This window comes from Flavobacterium soyae (assembly GCF_021245985.1).
Taxonomy (GTDB): Bacteria; Bacteroidota; Bacteroidia; order Flavobacteriales; family Flavobacteriaceae; genus Flavobacterium; species Flavobacterium soyae.
In genome coordinates this window covers 16,673-36,813 of the sequence record NZ_JAJQXA010000011.1, presented here as the reverse complement: position 1 = coordinate 36,813, position 20,141 = coordinate 16,673, and the positions used below count along the sequence as shown (strand labels likewise).

12 protein-coding genes are annotated in these 20,141 nt (G+C 34.6%); 7 read left to right on the top strand and 5 right to left on the bottom strand.

Going from position 1 to position 20,141, the window contains the following annotated elements:
• Nucleotides 1-141: 141 nt before the first annotated feature.
• The 7 genes from LUU93_RS14675 to LUU93_RS14645 all read left to right on the top strand — a co-directional run bounded on the left by LUU93_RS14675 (nt 142) and on the right by LUU93_RS14645 (nt 14,571).
• Complete coding sequence (locus LUU93_RS14675) at nt 142-3,234, top strand: SusC/RagA family TonB-linked outer membrane protein (RefSeq protein ID WP_232681899.1); 3,093 nt, start codon at nt 142-144, stop codon at nt 3,232-3,234.
• Between the two features lie 11 nt (nt 3,235-3,245).
• Nucleotides 3,246-4,760, top strand: a complete 1,515-nt coding sequence (locus LUU93_RS14670) for a SusD/RagB family nutrient-binding outer membrane lipoprotein (protein ID WP_232681898.1) — start codon at nt 3,246-3,248, stop codon at nt 4,758-4,760.
• A 445-nt stretch (nt 4,761-5,205) separates the two neighbouring features.
• The gene (locus LUU93_RS14665) at nt 5,206-7,194 is read left to right on the top strand and encodes a beta-mannosidase (RefSeq protein WP_232681897.1); all 1,989 of its coding nucleotides are present in this window, start codon (nt 5,206-5,208) and stop codon (nt 7,192-7,194) included.
• 291 nt (nt 7,195-7,485) lie between these two features.
• The gene (locus tag LUU93_RS14660) at nt 7,486-9,780 is read left to right on the top strand and encodes a GH92 family glycosyl hydrolase (RefSeq protein WP_232681896.1); all 2,295 of its coding nucleotides are present in this window, start codon (nt 7,486-7,488) and stop codon (nt 9,778-9,780) included.
• A gap of 118 nt (nt 9,781-9,898) precedes the next feature.
• Nucleotides 9,899-12,178: a GH92 family glycosyl hydrolase gene (locus tag LUU93_RS14655; protein ID WP_232681895.1), complete on the top strand. Its 2,280-nt coding sequence runs from the start codon at nt 9,899-9,901 to the stop codon at nt 12,176-12,178.
• A gap of 5 nt (nt 12,179-12,183) precedes the next feature.
• Nucleotides 12,184-13,647, top strand: coding sequence for a glycoside hydrolase family 125 protein (locus tag LUU93_RS14650; RefSeq protein ID WP_232681893.1), 1,464 nt, complete (start codon nt 12,184-12,186; stop codon nt 13,645-13,647).
• A 24-nt stretch (nt 13,648-13,671) separates the two neighbouring features.
• Complete coding sequence (locus LUU93_RS14645; protein WP_232681892.1) at nt 13,672-14,571, top strand: ROK family protein; 900 nt, start codon at nt 13,672-13,674, stop codon at nt 14,569-14,571.
• Nucleotides 14,572-14,634: 63 nt separating this feature from the next.
• Here LUU93_RS14645 and LUU93_RS14640 read toward each other — a convergent pair whose 3' ends face one another.
• The 5 genes from LUU93_RS14640 to LUU93_RS14620 all read right to left on the bottom strand — a co-directional run bounded on the left by LUU93_RS14640 (nt 14,635) and on the right by LUU93_RS14620 (nt 19,785).
• Nucleotides 14,635-15,264, bottom strand: coding sequence for a DsbA family oxidoreductase (locus LUU93_RS14640; RefSeq protein WP_232681891.1), 630 nt, complete (start codon nt 15,262-15,264; stop codon nt 14,635-14,637).
• A 414-nt stretch (nt 15,265-15,678) separates the two neighbouring features.
• A complete protein-coding gene (dnaN, locus tag LUU93_RS14635; protein ID WP_232681890.1) occupies nt 15,679-16,797 on the bottom strand; it encodes a DNA polymerase III subunit beta in 1,119 nt (372 codons plus the stop codon).
• A 107-nt stretch (nt 16,798-16,904) separates the two neighbouring features.
• Complete coding sequence (gene gldG, locus LUU93_RS14630; RefSeq protein ID WP_232681889.1) at nt 16,905-18,590, bottom strand: gliding motility-associated ABC transporter substrate-binding protein GldG; 1,686 nt, start codon at nt 18,588-18,590, stop codon at nt 16,905-16,907.
• Nucleotides 18,590-19,315, bottom strand: coding sequence for a gliding motility-associated ABC transporter permease subunit GldF (gene gldF, locus LUU93_RS14625; RefSeq protein ID WP_232681888.1), 726 nt, complete (start codon nt 19,313-19,315; stop codon nt 18,590-18,592). The genes gldG and gldF overlap by 1 nt, the downstream gene beginning before the upstream one ends.
• 173 nt (nt 19,316-19,488) lie before the next feature.
• Nucleotides 19,489-19,785 (bottom strand): putative quinol monooxygenase, encoded by a 297-nt coding sequence (locus tag LUU93_RS14620; RefSeq protein WP_232681887.1) that lies wholly within the window; start codon nt 19,783-19,785, stop codon nt 19,489-19,491.
• Nucleotides 19,786-20,141: the final 356 nt, after the last annotated feature.

Genomic DNA, 20,141 nt, shown 5'->3' with positions numbered 1-20,141 from the left:
TTTTTTGAATATTCATCGCATTATTACATGGTTTAATATCCAAAATTAAGTTCAAAATTTTATTAATTATTTAAAGCAGACAAAACAAAAACACAAACGAAACAAAACAAAATCCAAAACCAATAACCAAAAAGAATGCTTATGAAACGAATATTAGCAGTGTTAGCAATGGTATTGTTGAGCAGCTTAAGTGCAGCAGCGCAAAACCGATTAATAACAGGCATAGTAACAGATGCAGAGAACAAAGGAATTGTAGCTGCATCAATTGAAGTTCAAGGAAAACCATTTAGTGCAGTTACAGATGCCGAAGGGCGTTTTAGAATGAATGTTCCTGAAGGTAAAGTTACCCTAAACGTATCTTCTATAGGATTTGAGTCAAAGTCAGTAGTACTTCAGGAAAATGAAACAAGAGTTGCTGTTACATTAACAGAGACTACACAAGAATTAAAAGATGTTGTAGTAACTTCTTTCGGGGTAAAAAAACAAAAGAAAAGTTTAGGTTACGCCGTAGGGGAACTTAAAGGCGAAGACCTGACAAAAAATAAAGAAATTAACTTAGGAAACGCTTTGCAAGGTAAAATTGCAGGGGTAAACGTTTCTGCGCCGGTTACAGGACCATCTGGTTCTAGCCGTGTTGTTATTCGTGGAGCAACTTCTGCATCAGGGCTTAACCAGCCATTGTATGTCGTTGACGGAATTCCGATTGACAATACGCAGCAAGGAAATGCCGGAATGTGGGGAGGTGCCGATAAGGGTGATGGTATGTCTTCTTTCAATCCAGATGATATTGCTTCAATGTCTGTATTAAAAGGTAGTGCCGCTTCTGCTCTTTACGGGTACAGAGGATCAAATGGTGTTATCTTAATTACAACTAAAAAAGGTAAAAACAGAACAGGAATAGGGGTTGATTTTAGTACAAATTCAACTTTTAATACTCCGGCGAGCCTTTTGAACTGGCAGGACCAATATGGTGCGGGAGCTCCGAATGCAAGCGGCGTTCCAACAAGATTTGCTAATTTACAGGAACTTAGAGATTCGTACTATTTTGCCTGGGGTGACAAATATGACGGAACACCTTCTATAGCTCTGGATGGTTCGACAAGACCATACAAAGCATACGGAAAAGATAATGTTGAAAATTTCTACAGAACTGGATATTCTTTCAGTAATACGTTAGCAGTTTCTGGAGGAAATGAAACAACAAATTTCAGATTGTCGTTCGGAAATACTAAAGACGAATCTATTATGCCGGGAACTACTTTTGGTAGAAACAACGTAGCATTAAGTTTAAATTCTTCTCCAAATAAAAAAATTACGGTAGAAACCAATGCCCAATATATTTCTGAGAAAAGTCATAACAGGCCTTATTTAAATGACTCGCCAAGAAACCCATCTTTCCCAACTACTTTCATGACACCTGGTACAGATATTAGATGGTTAAGTAATCCATACGATGCAAATGGTGGTGAAGAAGATTTCTTAGGGGCAAACGTTTATCATACAAACCCTTATTTTGCTGTAGATTCGCCATTAAATGATGATCTTAGAAAGCGTTTTATTGGTTCTGCACAAGTAACTTACAACATTACAGATAAGATTTATGCAAAAGGTGTAATTGGAATTGATGATATCAATTATGAATATACTGAAATTGAGCCTACAGGAATTAATTACAGCCCCGGAGGATCTTATGAAAACAGAGTAGAAAACCGTTCAGAAGTAAATGCTTCAGGATATTTGGGATACAAAGGTGATATCGTCAAAAATCTTTCATTGGATGCGTTTGTAGGAGCAAACCGTCAGGATAACAGATACAGCGGTATCAAAATGAAAGGAAATAATTTTATTGTTCCGTTTGAATATTTCTATGCTAATACACAGCCTGACAGAACTGAAAAATTATTTTCTGAAAGACAGGTAAACTCTCTTTTTTATTCGGCAGATTTAGGGTATAAAGATTTCTTATATCTTAGTTTGACAGGCCGTGAAGATTGGTTTTCAACTTTAAATATTGAGGATAACAGTATTTTTTACCCTTCTGTAAGTACGAGTTTTATTTATTCTGAAGTTATTAATTTACCAGAATGGATGTCTTACGGTAAACTTAGAGCAGGATGGGGTAACGTAGGAGGCGGCTTGCAGGAAGCTTATGCCTTAACATTGACTTACACTACGCCAGATGGACAAACTGATTCATTAGGACAGCCAATTTTAGGTATTAATGGTGATACAGTTCCAAACAAATACTTAAAACCTTATAATGTAAGTACAATCGAATTTGGTTTTGAAAATACATTCTTTAATAATAGAATTAGTACTGATTTGACTTTCTATCAAAAGAAAACAACAAAAGATATTGCTGATGCAGATATTTCTATGGCTTCTGGTTTTAGAACTACAAAAATCAACGTTGGAGAAATCATGAATAAAGGGGCGGAGTTTGCTATTACTGCAAAAGCAGTTAAAACACCAAATTTTTCATGGAGTGTAGGGTATAATTTTGCTTATAATGATAGTGAAGTTATTAGTCTTTCTGATAAAATTACAACAAAATCATTAGAAGGAAACAGAGACGGAAGAGCTTCTGTGGTTTTAGAAAAAGGACAGCCTTTTGGAGTAATTAAGGCTTATGATTATTTAAGAGATGCAAATGGAAATATTGTTATTGATACAAATGGCAAGTTTATGCGAGGAAATTTAATCATTGCCGGTCAGGGTGTAGCGCCTGCTTCAATGGGACTTTCGAATGATTTTTCTTATAAAAATTTTACACTTTCGGTTTTTGTAGATGCTAAATTTGGAGGAGAAATTTATTCTGCTACAAACCAGTTAGGAACTCGTTACGGATTATCTGAAATTACACTTCCTGGTCGTGAAGGCGGTGTAGCGGTAAGTGGAAATGATGTTAACGGAAATTCGGTTAACACAACAGTTTCTGCCTACGATTACTGGAGAAGTTATAGTGATGTAACATCAAACTTTGTATACGATGCTGATTTTGTGAAATTAAGAGCGATTTCTTTTGCTTATAATTTTCCAAAAATGTTTTTACAAAAAACACCGTTTCAGTCTGTTAGTTTAGCATTTTCGGCTCACAATTTATGGACAATTTATGACAAAGTGCCAAACATTGATCCAGAGTCAAACTATTCTAATAGTAATGCACAAGGTATGGAGAGAGCTTCAATGCCATTGACAAGAAATTATGGTTTTGCTCTTAATGTCAAATTCTAATACTAAAAAAGATGAAAAATAGATATATCAAAATATTTTGTGCCGCAATTGTTGGTGCTTTAACATTAGCTTCATGCGATAAAGGGTTCGAAGAAATGAATACGAATCCAAATGCCTTAACAGATCCGGCTGTAAAATCAATGTTTACACTCGCTGAGATTTATGTAGACGGACAGGATTTTTCTAACACAAGAGGGAATAACATATACGCAGCGCAGATTGTACAGCAATTTTCGTCACCTACAGGTGCAGGTTCAAAGTACACTTATTCTTCTGAATATTCTGCCGCGCTTTTTGGTGAAACTTATGGAAAAGGATTAAATCAGATTTTCCAATTGTTATCTGTTCTTGAAGATACGCCTGAGAACTCAAATATGATTCAAGCTTGCAGAATCATGAAGGTTTTCTTGTTCCAAAAATTGACAGATACTTACGGTGAAGTTCCTTATTTTGAAGCAGGAAAAGGATATAACGGAAACGTTTTTTCTCCAAAATACGATACGCAGGAAGCCATTTACAACGACCTTCTAAAAGAATTAGATGAAGCTGGAACTGCTTTAGATGCGACTAAACCTTTTGTAGGCAATGCTGATTTGTATTACCAAAGTGATGTTGCAAGATGGAAAAAACTTGCAAACTCTTTAATGCTTAGAGTTGCAATGCGTTTGTCTAAAGTAAATCCTGCAAAAGCAAAAGAATATGTAGAAAAGGCCTATTCAAAAGGAGTTTTTACTTCAAATGATGACAGTTTAGTTTTGAAACATGATGCAGGTCCTGCTGGGGTTAAAACAAACCCAATTACTTCTTCATGGGTTAGAAATGACTTAAATGGTGGAGAATCAAACATCAAATTCAGTAAAACATTTATCGATTTATTGAAAAATACAAACGACCCGCGTTTAAGAATTTATGCAAAATTAGAAGCTACAGGAGATAACAATCCGGCAAGTCAGCAAGGTCTGGCAAATGATGCAAAAGAATTTCCGGGCGGAGACAAAAAAATATTCTCAGATCCTAATACATCAACAGTATTACGTTTAGATGCACCTACCTTAATTATGTCTTATGCAGAAGTACAATTTTTATTGGCTGAAGCAGCAGTAAAAGGCTGGAGTGTTGGCGGATCGGCACAGACTTATTACGAAAACGGTGTAAAAGCAGCGATGAACATTTTAACGATTTTTGGGGACAAAGTACCTGCAGTTACACCAGCAGAATACAATACTTACATCACAGCGTATCCTTTTAAAACTGCTGGAACAGATGCTCAAAAAATCGAACAGATTATTACACAAAAATGGATTGTTTTATTATTCAATGGGTTTGAAGCTTTTTCAGAATACAGAAGAACTGGTTATCCAGTATTAGTTCCGGTAAATGACCCAACGGGAGAGACAAATGGAACCATCCCAAGAAGATTAATTTACGATCAGTCAGAGCTTGTAACAAACGCGGCTAATTATAGAGAAGCAATTCAACGTCAAGGTTTAGATTTAATGACTACTAGAATCTGGTGGGATAAATAATTTTTAAATTGGTTGGTTAGTTAAGATAAGTCGGGCATGAGCAGGCCCGGCTTATTTTTAAATCTCTTTATTAATAATCCTAAAAACAGCTGCTATTAAATGAGTTTGATTTGTTGATCTAAATGCCTTTTTTTTCGCAGCAGCAAAGAGTGCTTCTGCTGAAAAAGATGGGATTATTTTCAAAAATTAAAAAATCTCAAAAAAATACAGATGTTTTAAAGTTCATTTATAATCAGATTTAAAATAACCCGCATCACATTAAATAAAATATAAGGCGGTAGTAAAGGAAAATATTTCGAGTTGTTTTTTGAGTTAATAACGAAAAATAAATTCTAAGGAGAAGGAATAACTTTAGTACGTTCAGTTCCTTCTCTGAACTGCCAAATGACTAAATTGTTGTACCTTTTTAGGAATTTTAAAGGCATTAATATTATTACTCAGTAAAATGAATTCTGATAAAAAACTTTTTTGGTTAATCTTCCTTTATCTTTCAAATTTTTCATTGGCAGCCTTTGCACAAAATGTTGATTTGAAGAATAATTGGAGTTATCGGGAAGAAAAAACACAAAAGTGGTTTCCAGCGACAGTTCCGGGAGAAATCCACACCGATTTACTCAACAATAAATTAATTCCGGACCCATTTTACAGGGACAACGAAAAAAAGTTATTGTGGATAGAACGTAAAAACTGGGAATATAAAACCACATTTAAGGCTACAGCAGCAATGCTGAAAAAGAAAAACACAGAATTGGTTTTTGACGGATTAGATACATATGCATCTGTATATTTAAATAATCAGCTGGTTTTAAAAGCCGATAACATGTTCCGTCAATGGCGGGTAGATGTTAAAAAAGTACTCAAATCAGGAAATAATAATTTAGTTATAGTATTTAAATCGGCACAAAATGTGGTTGATTCACTTGCTAAAAAAGATTTACCTTTTGAAATACCGGACAATCCTCGTGCTTATGTTCGCAAAGCGCAGTATCATTTTGGATGGGATTGGGGACCAAAATTCACAACCTGCGGAATTTGGAAAACGCCAAGGCTTGAGGCTTATGATGAAAAAGCTCCAGAGAAACCATACATTCTTAATCGTAAAATAGAATTAATACAAGAACCGGATAGTCTTGGCCGATCTTTTTATTTTAAAATAGATGGAAAACCTGTTTATATGAAAGGCGCCAATTATATTCCGTCAGATGTATTTCTTTCCCGGGTAACCAAAAAAGAATATGAAAAAGTAGTTTCTCTTGCCAAAGATGCCAATATGAACATGCTTCGTGTTTGGGGCGGCGGAATTTATGAAGACGATTATTTCTATGATTTATGCGATAAATACGGCATTAATGTATGGCAGGATTTTATGTTTGCCGGCACAATGGTTCCCGGAGATAAAGCATTTTTTGATAATGTAAAAGAAGAAGTTCAGTATCAGGTAAAACGTCTGCGTCATCATCCAAGTATAGTTTTGTGGTGCGGTAATAACGAATCTGATGAAGCCTTTAAAAACTGGGGCTGGATGAAAAGCATGAAATTATCAAAACAAGATTCAACCCGTTTGTGGCACGATTACGTTCGTTTATTTCATGATAGTATTCCAAAATGGGTTAAAGAAGTCGATGATAAACGTCCGTACTTAAGTTCTTCACCTTTACATCATTGGTCAAAACAAAAAAGTATTACCGAAGGAGACAGTCATTATTGGGGTTTATGGTGGGGATTAGAAGATATTGAAGCGGTACAGAAAAAAACAGGACGGTTTGTAAGCGAATACGGAATGTTGTCTATGCCGAATTATTCGTCTACAGAAAATTTCACATTGCCGGAAGACCGACATTTATATTCAGATGTAATAAATGCGCATCAAAAATCAGGTAAAGGATTTATAAAACTGAATTCGTATTTGAACCGATATTTTATCGATTCAACCAAAATAAAAAAGATGAATGTGGAAGATTATACGTATCTGACACAATGTTTACAATATTATTCGATAAAAAATATTGTAGGCATTCATCGGTCTAAAGCGCCTTATAATATGGGAACTTTAGTCTGGCAGTTAAACGATTGCTGGCCCGTTGCAAGCTGGAGCATAACGGATTATGATGACCGACAGCCAAGAGCGGCCTGGTATGCTATTCGTGAAGCGTACAGAGATGATAAAACACCAGAAATTGATCTTACACGCCCAATAAATTTAAAATTAGAAGACCCAAAAATAAGCTGGCAGATAAAAGGAAATAAAGTATTTTTAAAAGCCCAAAAAACTGCAAAATATGTCTATATTTCGATGAAAGATTATACCGGAAAATGGAGTGATAATTATATAGATTTAGCCGCCGGAGAAGAGAAAATAATTTCATTTGAAGGGAAAATTGTTAATCCGGAGATTAAGGTTTTTTCATTATATGAGGTTTTAGGAAGGTACTAAGAGGCTAAGGTTCTAAGTTGCTAAGAAAGAGACAAAGGTTCAAAGTGACAAAGGTTTTCCGTAGAGACGCACAGCAGTGCGTCTAACACACAGAAATTAAAACATTCGTGTAAATCAGTTTAATCCGTGTCGTCTGCGGGCTAAACCAATATAATAAAAGCGACAAAGATTTTCCGTAGAGACGCACAGCAGTGCGTCTAACACACAGAAATTAAAACATTTGTGTAAATCCGTTTAATCCGAATAACCTGTGGGCCAACCGATATACATTGAAATAATAAAATAAACGAAATGATAAAAAAATACAATAAAATAGCATTTAGCGGTATTCTGGCTTTAAACCTACTTTTTGCCAATCCAGCAATATCACAGCATAAAAAGGGAAAACAAACAAAACAACTAAAACAAACGGATATAAATTACACACAATATGTAAATCCGCTGATAGGATCTGCAGGTCACGGTCACGTATTTGTTGGCGCTAATGTTCCGTTTGGAGCTGTGCAGTTAGGGTCTGTAAATGTTTTTGAAGGCTGGGATTGGTGCAGCGGATACAATTATGCGAGCAATACAATTTTAGGGTTTACGCATACCCACTTAAGCGGAACAGGAATTGGCGATTTGAATGATATTTTACTTTTGCCAGTATCTGGAAAAGCAGCGCTTACCAAAGGAACAAAAGAAGACATGGCAACCGGTTATGGCTCTTATTTCTCCCATAATAATGAAATTGTTAAACCTGGATATTACAGCGTTTTATTAGATAAATACAACATCAAAGCAGAATTAACAGCGAGCGAAAGAGTAGGTTTTCATAAATATACTTTTGACTCAGCAGATGATGCTCATATTTTAGTAGACCTTGCAGACGGAATAGGCTGGGACAGACCTGTAAAAACCTTTATAAGAAAAGTTGATGAAACTAAAATTGAAGGTTACCGTTATTCAGCAGGCTGGGCAGCAGATCAGCGTATTTATTTTGCAATGGAATTTTCAGAACCAATTGCAAATATTACTTTACATGACAGTACTGCAGTAGTAAGAGGTAATGGAGGTGAAGGTTTAAAAATGAAGGCAGTATTAGACTTTAATACCTTAAAAAATAAACAAGTTCTGGTAAAAGTTGGAATATCTCCAGTAAGTTCAGAGAATGCTGGTGCGAATATTAAAGCCGAGATTCCGAATTGGGATTTTGATAAAGTGGTAAAAGAAGCCAATTCAAAATGGAATAAAGAACTCAATAAGTTTCAGATAAAAGGAGACGAAAAAACAATGAAAGTTTTTTATACTTCATTGTATCACACCATGTTTGCGCCATCTATTTTCAATGATGCGAATGGAGATTATCTGGGAACAGATAAAAAAGTTTACGAAAAAGCGAATTTCACAAACTACACTACTTTTTCACTTTGGGATACGTATCGCGGTTTACATCCTTTATACACGATTACACAACCGGAAAAAATTAATGATATAGTTAAATCATTTTTGGCAATTTATCAGCAGCAGGGAAGATTACCCGTTTGGCATTTAATGGGCAACGAAACCAACACAATGAACGGAAATCATTCAATTGCCGTTATTGTCGATGCTTACTTAAAAGGTTACCGAGATTATGATACCGAATTAGCTTACGAAGCCATCAAAAAAACAGCCATGCAAACCCGTGACGGAATGGATTATGTTCAAAAACTAGAATATATCCCAGCGGATAAAATGCTTGAATCTGTTGGAAATGCGCTTGAATATGCAATCGACGATTATTGCATTGCACAAATGGCAAAAGCTTTAAATAAAACAGAAGATTACGCTTATTTCACCAAAAGAGCCAATTTATACAAACCTTATTTTGATAAAGAAACGACTTTCATGAGAGGTAAATTAACCAATGGAAAATGGAGAACGCCATTTAATCCGCTTTCATCGGCACACCGAAAAGATGATTATGTAGAAGGAAATGCGTGGCAATATACTTGGTTGGTTCCTCAGGATCCGTATGGTTTAATTGATTTGTTTGGAAGTGAAGAAAGCTTTTTAAACAAACTGGATGCTCTGTTTTTAATAACCGATAAAGTTGAAGGAGAAGATGTTTCGCCAGATATCAGTGGTTTAATAGGCCAGTACGCTCATGGAAATGAACCAAATCATCACATTCCGTATTTGTATGCTTTTGCAGGACAGCCTTGGAAAACGGCAAAATTAATCCGTGAAATTGATGATAAATTTTACTCCACAAAACCAGACGGATTATGTGGTAACGAAGATTTAGGCCAAATGTCGGCTTGGTATGTTTTATCATCAATGGGATTTTATTCTGTAAATCCTGCAAACGGAATTTACGTTTTAGGAAGCCCGTTAGTAAATACAGCAGTTATAAATTATAAAAAAGGAATTTCATTTAAAATAAATGCAATTGATAACAGCGCAGATAATATTTACATTCAAAGAGCAGAGTATAACGGACAACCGTATACAAAATCATATATCACACAAGAAATGATAGCTCAAGGCGGAGAATTGAAATTATACATGGGAAGCAAGCCTTCATTGACATTTGGAGTAAAAAAAGAAAACAGGCCTAATTGATTTTAGATTTTAGATTTTAGATTTAAGAGTGTAGATTTTAGATTTTAGATTTTAGATTTTCAGTTTAAAGCCTACAGCCTAAAGCTTAAAGCGTATAGCATAAAAAAAAACAAAAACTATGAAAATAAAAAGTTTATTTTTTTTTGGATTAATACAGTATTGCATTTCTGTAAATGCGCAAGTTAAAGAACCCGTAGAATATGTAAACCCGCTAATGGGAACGCAGTCGCTGCATAATCTTTCAAACGGAAATACCTATCCCGCAATATGCAGACCTTGGGGAATGAATTTTTGGACACCGCAAACCGGTAAAATGGGCGACGGATGGGCGTATACGTATACTGCAGAAAAAATAAGAGGATTTAAACAAACACATCAGCCTTCACCGTGGATGAACGATTACGGTCAGTTTTCGATTATGCCTGTTACAGGCAAAGTGGCTTTCGCCGAAGAGGAAAGAGCGAGCTGGTTCAGTCATAAAGCAGAAGTTTCAAAACCTTATTATTACAGCGTTTATCTGGCAGATTATGATATAACAACCGAAATTACAACAACAGAACGCGCGGCTCATTTTCAGATTACATTTCCGGAAAACGAAAAATCTTCAATTATAATTGATGCATTCGATAAAGGATCTTATATCAAAATAATTCCATCAGAAAATAAAATTATTGGTTATACAACCCGTAACAGCGGCGGAGTTCCGCAAAACTTTAAAAACTATTTTGTTTTAGTATTTGATAAACCATTTGCAGCTAATTCAACCTGGATTGACAAAGCGCAGACAAAAGACAAATTAACAGCAGTTGGTTTTCATACAGGCGCAATAGTTGAATTTAAAACCCAAAAAGGAGAAAAAGTAAACATAAAAGTCGCTTCTTCTTTTATAAGTCCGGAGCAAGCTGAACTGTCTTTAAAGAACGAATTAGGTTCAGCATCTTTTGAAGAAACTCTAGCACAGTCTAAAAATGAATGGAATAAAGTTTTAGGAAAAATTACGGTTGAAGATACAAATGAGGATCAATTAAAAACTTTCTATTCTTGTTTATACCGCACCGTTTGTTTTCCACAAAAACAATATGAAATAAATAAAGACGGTGAAATTGTACATTACAGCCCGTATAACGGAAAAATTCTGCCGGGATATATGTATGCAGGAACGGGATTTTGGGATACTTTCCGTGCTTTATATCCTTTGCTAAATTTAGTTTATCCTTCTATGAATAAAGAAATGCAGGAAGGTTTAATAAACGATTATAAAGAAGGCGGATTTTTACCAGAATGGTCAAGTCCGGGTTTTAGAAATGTTATGGTGGGAAATAATTCTGCCTCAGTAGTTTCTGATGCTTATATGAAAGGATTACGTGGTTATGATATTAATACCTTATATGAAGCATTGCAGCACGGAGCCAATAATGAGGGGCCGCTTGAAGCTGTAGGCAGAAAAGGAGTGCAGTATTACAATACCTTAGGATATGTTCCTTATGATGTTGAGATTAATGAAAATGCAGCCAGAACACTTGAATACGCTTATGATGATTTTGCAATCTGGAAATTAGCCAAAGCTTTAGATCGTCCGAAAAAAGAAATCAATCTGCTTGAAAAGCGAATGATGAATTATAAAAAGTTGTTTAATCCATCTATCGGATTGATGAGCGGACGCAATAAAGACGGCAGTTTTCCACCAAAATTTAATCCGTTTAAATGGGGAGACGCTTTTACAGAAGGAAACAGCTGGCATTATAGCTGGAGCGTATTTCACGACATTCAGGGTTTAATTGATTTAATGGGCGGTGAGAAAAAATTTACTTCAAAATTAGACGCTGTATTTTCAACACCTCCGGTTTTTGATGACAGTTATTACGGTTCTGTTATACATGAAATTCGAGAAATGCAGATTATGAATATGGGGCAGTATGCACACGGAAATCAACCCATTCAGCATATGATTTATTTATACAATTATGCAGGCGAGCCTTGGAAAACGCAATATTGGTCAAGAGAAGTTATGAACCGTTTGTATAAACCAACTCCTGATGGATATTGCGGTGATGAAGATAACGGACAGACTTCTGCATGGTATATTTTTTCTGCAATGGGATTCTATCCGGTTTGTCCCGCAACAGAAGAATACGTTTTAGGTGCGCCATTATTTAAGAAAACTACTTTACAGCTTGAAAACGGAAAACAGCTTATTATAAATGCCCCAAATAATTCAGATGTAAGCAAATATGTAAATGAATTGAAATGGGATAATGCAGCTTATACTAAAAACTATATCAATCATTTTGATGTATTAAAAGGCGGAGAACTAAATTTTGATATGACGAGTTCTCCAAATTTAAAAAGAGGTACAACATCAGAGGCGTATCCGTATTCTTATTCAACTTCAAAATAAAACTTATGCAGTCACGTAGAAAATTTATAAAAAACACAGGAATTTTTTCCGCAGGATTATTAGCACTTCAAACAGATGCTTTTGGACTTAATTCAGATACATTTCAATTTCCTTTAAAAGATTTTATCAGTAAAAGACCTCCGCTTGCCGAAAGAAAATTTACAAGTAAAGCAGTCGAAGCGGCAATTGTAAGAATCAAAAAACAAATAGCAAACCCGGAATTGGCATGGTTATTTGAAAATTGTTTTCCAAATACACTAGACACTACAGTCGATTTTGAAATCATCGACGGAAAACCTGATACATACGTAATTACCGGAGATATCGACGCAATGTGGCTGCGTGACAGTACAGCACAGATCTGGCCTTATATTCCATTTGTAAAAGAAGACCCAAAATTGGCCGAATTAGTAAAAGGAGTAATCAACCGTCAGGCAAAATGTATTTTGCTTGATCCTTATGCGAATGCTTTTTATAAAGATTTTACTAAAGAAAGTGAATGGAAAAACGACCTGACTAAAATGCAGCCCGGAATTCACGAAAGAAAATGGGAAATTGACAGTTTATGTTACCCTGTTCGATTAGCACACGGCTATTGGAAAGAAACCGGAGACATCAGTTTGTTTGATGCAAAATGGAAAGAAGCCATGCTGTTGATTCTGCAGACTTTTAAAGAACAGCAAAGACTTGATGGAAAAGGCGGCCCATATAGTTTTCAGCGTCAGACTGCCTGGGCTACAGACGGAGTTCCGTTAGGCGGTTACGGCTATCCGGTAAAACCTTGCGGCTTAATTGTTTCTACTTTCAGGCCAAGTGACGACAGTACTTTGTTTGGGTATTTGATTCCGAGCAATATGTTTGCGATTGAAATATTAGGTTATTTAATCGAAATTTTCTCTTTACCGGCTTTAAAAGACAATGATTTGGTTGCCAAAGCTACAGAGTTAAGAGATCAGGTTCAAAAAGGTTTAAAAGAAAACGGAATCATCGAACATCCAAAATTCGGAAAAATCATTGCTTTTGAAGTAAACGGATACGGCAGTTTCCATATGATGGATGATGCTAATGTTCCTTCACTATTATCACTTCCATATTTAGGTGCGATTGCTCCAAATGATCCTTTATATCTAAATACCCGTAAAGTGGTGTTGTCAGAAAACAATCCGTTTTTCTATAAAGGAAAAGCCGGAGAAGGAATTGGCGGCCCGCATACCGGAGTTGATACCATTTGGCCAATGAGTATTGTTTTGAGAGCGATTACAAGTGTAGACGAAAAAGAGATTAAAACTTGTATCAGCAATTTGATTAAAACAAATGCCGATACCGGATTTATGCACGAATCCTTTCATAAAGACGATGTAAACAAATTTACCCGTAAATGGTTTGCATGGGCAAATACACTATTTGGAGAAATGATTGTGCACACCAGTACCCATTATCCTCAAATTTTAAAAGACAAAAATATCTAGTACTAAAAAGCTAAACGATTAAAAATGAATACATCATATGCCATTGGGCTAGATATTGGAGGAACACACATTACAGCAGCAGTTATCAATAAAACAGAAATGAAAGTTTTGGAATTTTCATTATTTAAAGAATCTTTTGATTCTAATTTACCAGTAGATCAGGTGATGAATATTTGGAGAGATGTGATTAATACTTCAATAGAAAATTCAAAAGTTGAAAACATAAAAGGGATTTCCATATGCATGCCCGGCCCATTTGATTATGAAAAAGGGATCTGCTGGATTAAAGATCAATCTAAATACGAACATTTTTACGGATTGAATGTTAGAGAGTTGCTTTTAGAAAGTTTAAATTTTTCAAATGATTTTCCGGTGCTTTTTGAAAATGATGCTGTTTGTTTTGGAAAAGGAGAAGTTTTTAAGCAGCAGGAAAATCTTTCTAAAAAAGTAATGGCAGTTACTTTAGGTACAGGTTTAGGAGCTTGTTTTATTGATAAAGGTGTATCAATAAGTACAGGAAATCAGGTGCCGACAGATGGGGAAATTTACAATCTTGAATATAAAGAAGGTATTGCCGAAGATTATGTTTCTGTGAGAGGTCTTTTGTCTCATTATAAAACTTTAAGTGGTTTTACGCTTAAGAATGGTTTAGAGCTTTATGATTTAGCTGTTAATGGAGATCAGCAAGCTGTAAAAGTATTTGAAACAATGGGAGAAGATTTGGCAGCAGTAATAATTCCGTGGATAAAAAAATTCTCAGCAGATCACATCATTATTGGCGGTAAAATTGCCAATGCAAGTAATTTATTTTTGTCTTCATTTAATAAAACTATAAAAGAATCAGGTTTAGAAACAAAGGTTTCTATTTCTACAGATAATGAAATTGCGGCTTTGTTAGGGGCAGTAAGCTTTCTTCGGGATTAGATTAAAAACAAAACGGATGAGCAATTTACTCATCCGTATTTATTTTACTATTTCAAATTTAAATTATTTTAAACCTTCTTTGATTGTCTGGACAAAAGCTTCAACTGGCTGAGCGCCCGAAACAGCATATTTTCGGTCAAAAACAAAAAACGGAACGCCTTGCACGCCAATTTCCTGTGCTTCTTTAATATCGCTTTGAACTTCTTTTAAATATAAACTTTCGCTTTCCAGAACTTCTAAAACATCATTTTTACTCAGTCCCGCTTTTTCAGCTAATTCAATTAAAGTTGGACCGTCGTTTAAATCTCTTCCTTCTGTAAAATAAGCTTTAAAGAAGATTTCCTCCATTTCATCGCCTAATTTTTTTGTTTTAGCCAATTGGATGATTCTATGCGCTTCTAAAGAATTTGAAATAACCGCTTTATCAAAGTTGTAATCTAAACCAACACTTTTTGCGCGATCTGCGACACCTTTATGCATTTCTTTTGATTGTTCAACAGACATGCCTTTTCGTTCTGCTAAATACGTATAAACATCTTTTTCTGGCTGTGGTGTAATAGATGGATCAAGCTGAAAGCTTTTCCACTCAATTTCAAATTCATTATCTGGAAACTGTTCTAAAGCTGTTTCCAATTGTCTTTTTCCGATATAACAAAACGGACACATGATGTCCGACCAAATTTCTATTTTCATAAGTGCAAAGTTAAAGAAAAATTTGTTTCAGGTTTAAAGTTTCAGGTTGCATAGCTTGTGTAATTTTTAACGCAAAGCACACTAAGATTTTTTAATAAGCTAGGTTTTTATAAAACCGCAAAGTTCGCAAAGCTATATGAACACAAAGCTTTGCGAACTTAGCGCATTGTAAATGCAATCTATATCAAAAAATCTTAGTGTGCTTTGCGTTAAAAATACAGCACAAAGTTTAACCCTGCAGTTGAGATTGCTTCGTTTCTCGCAATGACCGAAAATAAAAAACCGCAACTCTTTTAAAGAATTGCGGTTTTTAGGTATAAAAAATGGTTGGTTAATAGCGATATTTTTTTTTACAATGATATGTCTTTAATTTTAAATTAAAAAAAATCCCTGTAACAAAAAGAAGTTTTGATGTTAACTATTTAACATTACAGGCATTACCAGCATTGTTACTGTTTCACCTTCTTCTAAACCATCAACAGGCGTTAAAATACCAGCTCTGTTTGGCAACGACATTTCTAACATAATCATATCTGACTGCAGGTTTGTCAGCATCTCGATTAAAAAACGAGAATTGAAACCAATTTGTAAATCATCACCTTGATAATCACAAGTCAGTCTTTCTTCTGCTTTGTTTGAGTAATCGATATCCTCAGCAGAAACATTTAATTCAGCTCCTGCAATTTTTAAACGAATTTGGTGTGTAGTTTTGTTTGAGAAAATCGCAACACGACGAACAGAACTTAAAAATAAAGAACGGTCGATCATTAATCTATTTGGATTTTCTTTTGGAATTACCGCTTCGTAATTAGGGTATTTTCCGTCGATTAAACGACACAGTAAGATATAATTATCAAATGAGAAAGTCGCATTCGAATCGTTGTATTCAATTTTTACTTCAGCGTCAGAACTTCCTAAAATACTTTTTAAGATATTCAAAGGTTTCTTTGGCATGATAAAATCTGCAACCTGAGATGCTTTTACATCTGCACGGGCATATTTTACTAATTTATGAGCATCTGTAGCAACAAAAGTTAAACCCTCTGGAGAGAACTGGAAAAATACTCCAGACATTACCGGACGTAAATCATCGTTTCCGGCAGCAAAAATTGTTTTGCTTACTGCAGTTGCCAAAACATCTGCAGGAACTAAAGTTACAGACGGATCTTCAAGATGTACAGACTTAGGGAATTCTTCTCCGGCAGCATATGCTAATGCATATTTCCCTGAGTTAGAACTAATCTCAACTGTATTATTGTCTTCAACAGTAAAAGTTAAAGGCTGCTCTGGAAATGTTTTTAAAATTTCAAGTAAAAGTTTTGCCGGTACAGCAACGCTTCCTTTACTTTTAGAATCGATTGATAATGTAGCCGACATTGTCGTTTCGAGATCTGAAGCCGAAACAGTCAACTCACTATTGTTTAGTTCAAATAAAAAGTTGTCTAAAATAGGCAACGTATTGTTACTGTTAATTACACTACCTAAAACTTGTAATTGTTTTAATAAGTACGAACTCGATACTATAAATTTCATCTCTTTTGTTTTATTTTTTGAGGTATTACCAAGCATTTAGGCGCTGGGCATACGGATTACAAATATATCGTAAACATTCTTAAGTTTCGCAATTTTTTTATTAACATCTATCGGCTGTATTTCTTTTTTCTGATAAAGGTAAATACTAATCCAAAAACCAATAAAATAAGGATTGGAAGCCCGATAGTTATGAATTGCGTTGTCGTATAATTTTCGTAAACTTTTTCTTTATCCAATAATGGCAGTTCAACATCTTTGCTTCTAATGTTAATAAGTCCTGTATCATCAAGCAGATAATTGACACAATTCATCATAAAATCTTTATTGTCATAAAGGTTTCCGGTTCTTTGGTCATAGCCCAGTTCCACAGGCATCATGTTTTTATCCAATTGATTTCTGGCAATATCTCCATCGGCAACAACAATCATTTTGGTTGGTTTTCCTTTAGCCTGAAATGAACTTTCTTTAAAAGGTAAAACACGATTTTCAAATGCTGAATGAAAACTTCCTTCTAATAAAACAGAAAGATTTATATTTCCTTTATTAGCATAATCTGCTGGTGTAGTTTTTTCTGTTACAATATTCAGATTAATTTCTGATGGCGTTCCAATTGTTTTAGAATATTGAGATGATTGCAATAAAACGGTTTTTTTGATTCCGTTTTTTAAAGTGTCAATCGGACTGGCAAAATCAAATTTGATTCCGCCTAAATTTTTCACAATTGGGTGCTGGCTTGAAGGTTGAACTAATGGCGCAAATTTCCAGATAAAATCCTGATATTGTGTTGCACTTCCTTGTTCTCCTGTTGCTAGTTTTATTGGGCTTCCGTTTTCGTCTTTAACCAAATCAGGATTAATTCTGAATCCGTATTTGAAGAACATATCGTTTAAATTCAAATCTCGTGGATACGCCAAAGTCGCACCAGCCTGATTGTATAAACTGTCCATATCAGCCGCAACCTGATCAACCAGCCATAACGTTTTACCGCCGTTCATAATAAACTGATCCAAAACTTGTTTTTCTTCGTCTGAGAATTTTTCAGTTGGTTTTGAGATAATCGCTAAATCATATTTTTCAAGGGCATCTAAAGTTCCGTTTGGATCTTTAGCAACAGAATCTAAAGTAAAAGGTCCGATATAATAACTTTCCTTAATTTGTCTTAGTAATTTACCAATATGAATTTCAGACAATTCGCCATTTCCTTTTATAATCGCAACTTTCTTTTGTCTGTCTTTGGTAATTTTATTGATAGCATCGGCAATCGAATATTCTAAATGCTGAATCGATCCAATTACTTTTTGCGTAGTCGAAGCTCCCATAATGTTTTTCAACAAAGGAATATTAACTTCTTTATTATTGTAAACTGCAACAGCCCAAGGAAAAACCATTTCCTGAGATTGTTTGCCTTTATCGTCAACGGTTATGTTTATTGGCGTAAGTCCTTTTTGATAAAGTGATTTTACAACTTCCATATTGTCTTCTCCGTCTTCCATTGGGTTAACGAATTCAAAAACAATATTGCTGTTGTAAGCCTGAAATTCTTCCAGTAATTGTTTAGTTTCCAGTTGTAAACGTCTGAAATCTGCAGGAAGTTCACCCTGCATATAAATCTTAATCGACAGCGGATTTTTAACCTGTTTTACAATTTGTAAAGAAGTTGGTGATAAAGTATATCTTTTGTCTTTCGTTAAATCAAAACGATGAAAGAATAAGCTTCCGAGAACATTTAAAACAATTAAAATAAAAATTGTAATGCCTAATGTCTTTAAATTTAATTTATTAGATGCTTTCATTACGCTTTAAAAGATTTTAATTGATAAACGGTAAAAGATAAAAATAAAACGCTGATGCTTAAAAAGTAAATCACATCGCGTGTATCAATAACGCCTCGGCTCATACTTTTAAAATGATCCTGCATTCCAAATGCCGAAATAATGTTTGATTGTCCCGGAACTAACGATGCCAAGCCTTCAAATCCAAAATAAAACAAAAAGCACAAAAAGACGGCAATAATAAAGGCTACAATTTGATTTTCTGATAGAGTAGAAGTAAAGATTCCAATTGCTGAATAAGAAGCAATTAAAAACAACAATCCGAAATAAGAACCAATTGTGCTTCCCATATCAATGTTTCCTTCTGGCAGGCCTAAACTCGAAATTACTTTTACGTAAATGAAAGTTGGAATTATAGCCAAAATAATCAAGAAGAAAGAACCTAAAAATTTTCCATTTACAATTTCCCAAATTGATAATGGTTTTGTTAAAAGTAACTCAAGAGTTCCTTGTTTTCTTTCGTCAGAGAAACTTCTCATGGTTACAGCCGGAATCAGAAAAATTAAAATCCACGGTGTTAAAGTGAAAAACGGAGTTAAATCGGCATAACCTGTATTCAATATATTGTAATCTCCTTCAAATACCCATAAAAACAGTCCGTTGCTGATTAAGAAAATCGCAATGACTAAATAGCCAATAGGAGAGCCAAAAAAGGATTTTATTTCTCGTAAAATGATTGATTTCATGTATAACGTTTATTCGTTTATTTGTTTAATCGTGTAATTGTTTTTTTAACCGCAAAGAGCGCAAAGTTTTACGCAAAGTTCGCAAAGTTTTTTTCTCAACGCTTTGCGAACTTTGCGTTTTTATAAAACCTTTTTAATATAAATCTTTGCGCTCTTTGCGATTAAATCGTTCATTAATTTAAGCTGACCAGTTTATCAACGCTCCACGCTTCTGGTTTTGCCTTGAATAATTTCTTTGTAAAATCCCAAACTGTATTAAATAATTCAGACTGTCTGTAGTTTTCTAAATCTTGTTCGGTTTCCCAATAACTATAGGTAAAGAAAATACATTTATCATTTTTATCCTGATACAATTCTAAAAAACGATTTCCGTCTGCATTTCGTATTTTATCTTTCACCGATTCAAAATTCTCCAAAAAATCAGGAATTTTTTCTTCGTGAAAACTCATTTTTACTATTCTTACGAACATATTATAATTTTAGATTTCTGATTTTAGATTTTAGATTGAAAATCGTTTACAGGTGCGCAAAAATACCAAAATTGATTGTTCTTTTTAAGAAAAAATAAAATATTATAATACATACTTTTTAGGCAGTGATATCATAAAGTATTTCAAATATAGCCCGCGGTTTCGACCGTGGGAACACTATGCATATCACGATACGTATAATAATGTGTTCAGAATGCGTTCCCGTGGTTGAAACCATGGGCTATGTTTATAAGGCAATGAATAATTGAGAATAACAATAAAGTGAATAAACATCAGTGTAAATCCGTTCAATCCACAAAATCTGCGAGCCATTTAATCTAAAGTCTGAACTTTAA

What these genes read in the sequence shown, in the direction of transcription:
- LUU93_RS14665 (WP_232681897.1), top strand. Translation starts at nt 5,206, where the DNA reads ATGAATTCTGATAAAAAACTTTTTTGGTTAATCTTCCTTTATCTTTCA.
- LUU93_RS14660 (WP_232681896.1), top strand. Translation starts at nt 7,486, where the DNA reads ATGATAAAAAAATACAATAAAATAGCATTTAGCGGTATTCTGGCTTTA.
- LUU93_RS14650 (WP_232681893.1), top strand. Translation starts at nt 12,184, where the DNA reads ATGCAGTCACGTAGAAAATTTATAAAAAACACAGGAATTTTTTCCGCA.
- gldF (WP_232681888.1), bottom strand. Translation starts at nt 19,315, where the DNA reads ATGAAATCAATCATTTTACGAGAAATAAAATCCTTTTTTGGCTCTCCT.
- LUU93_RS14640 (WP_232681891.1), bottom strand. Translation starts at nt 15,264, where the DNA reads ATGAAAATAGAAATTTGGTCGGACATCATGTGTCCGTTTTGTTATATC.
- dnaN (WP_232681890.1), bottom strand. Translation starts at nt 16,797, where the DNA reads ATGAAATTTATAGTATCGAGTTCGTACTTATTAAAACAATTACAAGTT.
- LUU93_RS14645 (WP_232681892.1), top strand. Translation starts at nt 13,672, where the DNA reads ATGAATACATCATATGCCATTGGGCTAGATATTGGAGGAACACACATT.
- LUU93_RS14675 (WP_232681899.1), top strand. Translation starts at nt 142, where the DNA reads ATGAAACGAATATTAGCAGTGTTAGCAATGGTATTGTTGAGCAGCTTA.
- LUU93_RS14670 (WP_232681898.1), top strand. Translation starts at nt 3,246, where the DNA reads ATGAAAAATAGATATATCAAAATATTTTGTGCCGCAATTGTTGGTGCT.
- LUU93_RS14620 (WP_232681887.1), bottom strand. Translation starts at nt 19,785, where the DNA reads ATGTTCGTAAGAATAGTAAAAATGAGTTTTCACGAAGAAAAAATTCCT.
- LUU93_RS14655 (WP_232681895.1), top strand. Translation starts at nt 9,899, where the DNA reads ATGAAAATAAAAAGTTTATTTTTTTTTGGATTAATACAGTATTGCATT.
- gldG (WP_232681889.1), bottom strand. Translation starts at nt 18,590, where the DNA reads ATGAAAGCATCTAATAAATTAAATTTAAAGACATTAGGCATTACAATT.